The following is a 573-nucleotide window of genomic DNA, read 5'->3' on the forward strand; positions in this document are numbered from 1 at the left end:
TGCCTTACCATCAAACGCTCGCTCTAAGCTAGGATTAGTCAAAAGGCTCAAACCATGTTTTTGAATAACATTGCCTAGAATGGTTGCCTCATTAAAAGTCACTTCATCATCTTTGTCATAGCTGGTATCTGCTGACTTGGATGAACTGGTGTTTTCTTGCAAGGTAACCGTCAGAATATCACCAACGTTTAAGGCAACCTGATCACCATACATACTAAAGTTTCGGTTAACCTGATAGATCGACCCCGTCACCATTTCACCTGATTTCAGCGCACTCGAAGGTACAGGAGCGTAAGCCGGGTCATTGGGCAAAGGGTGCTCACGAGTCATGATGCTGCATGCACTAGTCAACACGACCAAGCTCAGGCCTAGCACTGCTTTGAATACTTGATTAATCTGCCTCATATAATCACCTTCCCCTCAAACAACTAAGCGCGTATTACAGGTTCTGCCCAATGTACTGGAGCATCTGGTCAGCCGTAGACACAACTTTTGAGTTCATTTCATAGGCGCGCTGGACAGTAATCATGCTGACCAGCTCTTGCACCGTATCTACGTTCGATTGCTCTAGCA

2 protein-coding genes are annotated in these 573 nt (G+C 45.7%); both read right to left on the minus strand.

What is annotated here, in order from left to right; translation table 11 throughout:
• Nucleotides 1–405: flagellar basal body L-ring protein FlgH (locus A3761_RS17075; RefSeq protein ID WP_197473086.1), on the minus strand; the 405-nt coding region annotated here is incomplete at its 3' end.
• 34 nt (nt 406–439) lie between these two features.
• The coding region (locus A3761_RS25835; RefSeq protein ID WP_304439623.1) for a flagellar basal body rod C-terminal domain-containing protein at nt 440–573 on the minus strand (134 nt) is incomplete at its 5' end.

Source organism: Oleiphilus sp. HI0123 (genome assembly GCF_001635315.1).